This is a genomic window from Rubrivirga sp., from assembly GCF_049648075.1.
Taxonomy (GTDB): Bacteria; Bacteroidota; Rhodothermia; order Rhodothermales; family Rubricoccaceae; genus Rubrivirga.
In genome coordinates this window covers 1-4979 of sequence record NZ_JBARYR010000138.1, presented here as the reverse complement: position 1 = coordinate 4979, position 4979 = coordinate 1, and the positions used below count along the sequence as shown (strand labels likewise).

The following is a 4979-nucleotide window of genomic DNA, read 5'->3' as shown; positions in this document are numbered from 1 at the left end:
GACTCGGCGAGCGTCCACGCCACACGGACGGCGCCCTCGGCCGGGTTCGGGGCGACCTCGAGGGCGAGCCCCGCGACGGGGCCAGGGCCAGAGGCCGTGCTCATGCACGCCGTCGCCAGGACGGCCTCGGGGGAGGAGCACATCCCGCCGTTCGCGTTGCCCACAATCTGGACGGATCCACCGACGCCCGAGAACGCGCCGCCGGAGATCAGCCCCGAGAGACCGCATGAGCACGACGCGAGCGACCGATTGAGGACGACGGACAACTCGCCGCTGACGGCCTCGAGGTCGCGCAGGGCGTCGAGGTCGAGCAGCGCGTCCAGGTCGGCGAGCCGGAGGGAGCCGTCTACTGCGCGGACGGCCTCGAGCCCTCTCAGCGAGGCCAGCTCCGGGTTGGCCACGACCGCGAGGACGCCGCCGACCGTCGCGAGCGCCGAGAGCCCTGCGATCTCGACCAAGGCCGGGTTGTCCACGATGCGGACGCCCCCGTATACGAACCCGTCGTCGTCCACGTACCAGTTGTCGCCAACGGAGCGGAGGGCACTGAGCCCGTCGATGGACCGGAGCGAAGGGTTGCCGATCACGTTGAGCTCCCCGCCGATCCCGCGCAGGGCGCCGAACCCCTCGAGCGCTTCGAGCGCCCCGTTCCTCTCCACCGAGATCCTATCCGTGGTTTCCGTTAGGCCGTCCAACGCGCCGAGCGACCGGAGAGAGCGGTTGTTCGCGACCTCGATGGAGCGGGCTCTCCCCGTCATCGACCCTAGTCCGTCGAGCGTCTGCAAGGACCCGTTGCCGTTGACGACCAAACCGGGGTCGTGCCACTCCACGTCCTCGAGGGCGCGGAGCGAAACGAGAGCGTCGTTGTTGACGAGCGAGAGGTCCGTCCCAATCGTCCGAAGCGAGGCCAGGCCGTCCAGGTCCGTGAGGTTGTTTAGCTCTGAGATGAGAAGCGCCTGACCGATGGACTGCACGCCCGAGAGGAAACGGAGGTCACGGACCGGGAGGTCGATAAGCTGCACGTTCCCCTCCACGGACGTGAGTCCCTCAAGCGCGTCGAGGTCGGTGAGGACTGTGCTGGACAGGAACAGGAGCTCGAGACTCGTGATGCCTTCCAGACCGTCCAGGCTCGTGAGGCCCGGGTTGTCCGAGACGTAGAGGGCCGCGACCGACGACAGGGGGCCAATCCCGGCGAGCGTCGTGAGCTCTCTATTGCGCGAGACGTCCAGAAATCCAACCGACTCGAGGGCGTCGAGACCGCGGAGAGATTGAAGCTGGGCGTTGTCGAACACGCTGAACGCGAAGCCGACGGTGACGAGGGCGTTCAGGCCCTCGAGGTCGCGGAGTAGGGGGTTTCCAGACAGGAGCAGGTCGCCCACGCTCACGAGTGACTGCAATCCGTCGAGGCTGACGAGAGATCGGTTCCCACCGATCTGGAGATCGTCGCCGACCTCCGTCAAGCCTCGGAGGCCACCGATGCTCCTCAGCGAGACGTTTCCACTGATCCCGACATCGCCCACAGCGACCTCGAGGGCTTCGAGGCCGTCGAGAGAGGGGAGGGCACGGTTGTTGAAAACGTAGAGCCCGCCGACTCGCGTGATGCCGGAGAGCCCCTGGATCGAGTTCAGTGCATTGTTGTTGGAGACGCTCAGCTCATTGCCGAAGCGGGTCACGCCCTCGAGTCCCGATAGCGACGTGAGGAGGTCATTTCTCTCGATCAGGAGCCGTCCGCCCACAGCCTCGAGGCCGCTCAGAGGGGTCAGGTCGGTGACGTCGCTCCCCGGCAGGTTCTGGTGCCCGATGATCAGCGTCCCCTCGACCTCGGTGCACGCAAATGCATCGACGGCGGCCTGTGTGGGCAGAAGTACATCGCCAGGGCAGACCTGGGCGGCGACCGGGCCGGCCGAGACGACGAGCAGCGTGAGGGCTAGAGAGCGCATGGCGGTTGGCGAGATAGGGCGCCGAGGGTAAGCAAATGCGTTGATCAGGATGTGTTATCAATTGCATTTGGCCGGCACGCGCTCTCCGGCCATCGCTCTAGCCCTGCCACGCTTCATCGGCCCTCCCCCGCAACCTCGCTAGCTTCGCGGATCACCCTTGAGGGCGCCTGCCCGACGCGAATGACCGAGATCCCCCGCGCCACCGACGCCCCAACCTCGACGCCGGACACGCCGCCCGCCGCGCCCCAGGACGGCGCCTACGAGCCCGAGGCCGTCGAGCAGAAGTGGTACGCCTACTGGGAGGACGGCGGGTTCTTCCACGCCGACCCCGATGCCGTCCTCGAGGGCGGCAAGGAGCCATTCGTGATCCCGATGCCGCCGCCCAACGTGACCGGCCGGCTCCACATGGGCCATGCGTTGCAAGACACTGTCCAGGATCTGCTGATCCGATTCAAGCGGATGCAGGGCTTCGAGGCACTCTGGATTCCCGGCCTCGATCACGCCGGGATCGCGACCCAGAACGTCGTCGAGCGGACGCTCAAGAAGGACGGAGTCAAGCGGAAGGAGATCGGCCGCGACGCCTTCCTCGAGCACGTCTGGAAGTGGCGGGAGGAGTACGGCGACATCATCTTGCAGCAGAAGCGGCGCCTGGGCGACTCCTGCGACTGGCGCTACCAGCGGTTCACGATGGATGAGGGGCTGAGCACGGCTGTCCAAGAGGTGTTCGTCCGCCTGCACAAGCAGGGCTTGGTCTACCGCGGCGACTACCTCGTCAACTGGGACCCGGACAACCAGACCGTCATCTCGAACGAGGAGGTCGATAACGTCGAGCGGCCGGGCTCGTTGTGGACCGTCCGCTACGCCGTCGTCACAGGGGACGGCACGCCGACCGGCGACCACATCGACATCGCGACGACGCGGCCGGAGACGATCCCCGCCGACACCGCCGTCGCGGTTCACCCGGAGGACGAGCGGTTTACCGACTTCATCGGCAAGTATGTCGAGGTACCGACCGTCGGCCGCGTCGTGCCGATCATCGCGGACGACTACGTCAAGCAAGACTTCGGCCAGGGCGCGTTGAAAGTCACGCCGGGCCACGACGAGAACGACTACGCCATCGGCAAGCGGCACGACCTGGAGACGGTCTCGCTGATGAACCTGGACGGCACGCTCAACGAGCACGGCGGTCCGTATGCCGGACTCGATCGGTTCGAGGCCCGCAAGCAGATCGTGGCCGACCTCGAGGACGCGGGCCAGCTCATCGGGACGGAGGACTACCCGCACACGGTCCCGATCTCATCGCGGTCGAAGGCCGTCATCGAGCCTTTGCTGTCGCCGCAGTGGTACGTCGCGATGGAGCCGCTCGCGAAGCGCGCCCTCGAGGTCGTGAACGACGGGACGGTCACGTTTCACCCGGCGCGCTGGGCCAACGAGTACCGCCGCTGGCTCGACGACATCCGCGACTGGCCGATCTCACGACAACTCTGGTGGGGCCACCGGATCCCAGTCTGGTACGCAGTCGAGGACGGTGAGCGCGGCGAGAACAACTTCGTGGTCTCCGTCGAGTCGCCTGGAGACAACTACGTGCAGGACGAGGACGTCCTCGATACGTGGTTCTCGTCGTGGCTGTGGCCGTTCGCGACGCTGGGCTGGCCGGATAAGACGCGTGCCCTCGAGGCCTTCTACCCCGGAACGGTGCTGGTCTCGGGGTACGACATCCTGTTTTTCTGGATCGCCCGGATGATCATGGCCGGGACTCACTTCACGGAGGAGGCGCCGTACACGGACGTGTTCGTGACGGGCATGATCAAGGACAAGCAGGGCCGCTGGATGTCGAAGTCGTTGGGCAACGGCATCGACCCGCTCGACATGGTGGAGCAGTACGGCGCCGACGCCGTCCGCTACACGATGGCCAAGCTGTGCGCCCAGGGCCAGGACATCAAGCTCGACCCGGCCGGCTTCGAGGGCGGGCGTAACTTCGCCAACAAGATCTGGAACGCGAGCCGCGTGTTCGGCCGGTTCCTGGAGCGCGGCGACGACGGCCGGCCGACGGAGAGCTTGGCGCGAGCGCGGAGCTTTGCCGACCTCGACCTGGCCGAGCGTTGGCTGCTGACGCGCCTGCACGACACCGTCGAGGCCGTGACCGACGCGCTCGACAAGTACCGCATCTCGGAGGCCGCGCAGTTGGTCTACGACTTCGTCTGGCGCGACTTCTGCGACTGGTACCTCGAGGTCTCCAAGGCCCCGCACGGCGAGACGCCGAGCCGCGAGACGCTGGCCTTGTCGGTCGAGGTGTTCGAGCAAATCCTGGCGCTTCTGCATCCGTTCATGCCGTTCGTGACCGAGGAGCTGTGGTGGACGCTGCGCCCCCGCGAGGCGGGCGACGCCTGCATCGCCGCAAGCTGGCCGACGCCCTCGAGCGAGGAGACCGACCTCGAGGCCGCGCAGACGTTCGGGACTGTCCAGGACGTCGTGACCGCCATTCGCCAGGTCCGTGCTCAGTACAACGTGCCGCCGTCCCAGGACGTCCGCGCCGTCGTCCAGACCGCCGACGCCGCGACGGCCGGCGCCCTCGAGGGCGCCCGGAGCTACGTCGAGCGTCTGGCCGGGTTGTCCGACCTCGAGGTCGGCGCCGATCTCGACAAGCCCAAGGCGAGCGTGGCCGTGGTCGTCGGCGCGAACAGCGTGTTCGTCCCGCTCGAGGGCATGATCGACCTCGAGGTCGAGCGCGAGCGGCTGCGCAAGGAGATCGAGGGCAAGACCACGTTCCTCTCTGGCGTCGAGCGCAAGCTGTCGAACGAGGCGTTCACCTCGCGTGCGCCCGAAGCCGTCGTCGCGAAGGAGCGCCAGAAAGCGGACGACGCGAAGGCCGAGATCTCCGCCCTCGAGGCCAACCTCGCCGATCTCGGCTAGCCTCCTCGAGGCCGGTTTAGCACGTCCTCGATGCCTCCTGTTCGTCCTCGAGGGCGGACCGGGCACGTCACGGCGGCGGCGCTACGTTACCGGCCCGTCTCCCGCCGCTCCCATGATGCGACTCGTCCT

At 67.2% G+C, this 4979-nt stretch carries 1 protein-coding gene and 1 pseudogene; one reads left to right on the top strand and one right to left on the bottom strand.

The features are described from left to right. Positions 1 to 1937: pseudogene (locus tag WBA11_RS03905) on the bottom strand (hypothetical protein); the annotation flags it as partial. 180 nt (positions 1938 to 2117) lie between these two features. Between WBA11_RS03905 and WBA11_RS03900 the strand changes: the two are divergent. Then, entirely contained in the window at positions 2118 to 4850 is a 2733-nt protein-coding gene (locus WBA11_RS03900; protein WP_424519415.1) for a valine--tRNA ligase, read from the top strand. Positions 4851 to 4979 lie beyond the last annotated feature (129 nt).